Annotated in this window: 1 pseudogene; it reads right to left on the bottom strand. The window is 38.4% G+C overall.

Annotation, left to right across the window (positions count from 1 at the left end):
- Positions 1-258, bottom strand: a pseudogene (locus tag ADI58_RS11550) (hypothetical protein); the annotation flags it as partial.

Raw genomic sequence — 258 nt, 5'->3', positions numbered from 1 at the left:
CTTCACCTAATACTGCTGGAGCTTTCGCATCTGCTGGTTTCAATTCATTACCTTGTTCATCAATCCATTTAGTGATGATTAACTTAACTTTAGGTAATTCTACTGGATCTGGAAGTTCTCCATTTACTGCACCGTTGAATTCTGGGATTTCAACTGTTGGAGGATCGATTAATCCATTTGATTGTGCTTCCACTACTGTCTTATCTGGTGTTAATGGAGCTGTTGTTCCATCTTCAAATGTAACTGTTGTAGATCCAT

Origin of the sequence: Streptococcus mitis (assembly GCF_001074635.1) — a bacterium.
Taxonomy (GTDB): domain Bacteria; phylum Bacillota; class Bacilli; order Lactobacillales; family Streptococcaceae; genus Streptococcus; species Streptococcus mitis_E.
The sequence above is the reverse complement of the archived record's forward strand: the minus strand, read 5'-3'. Positions and strand labels throughout refer to the sequence as shown.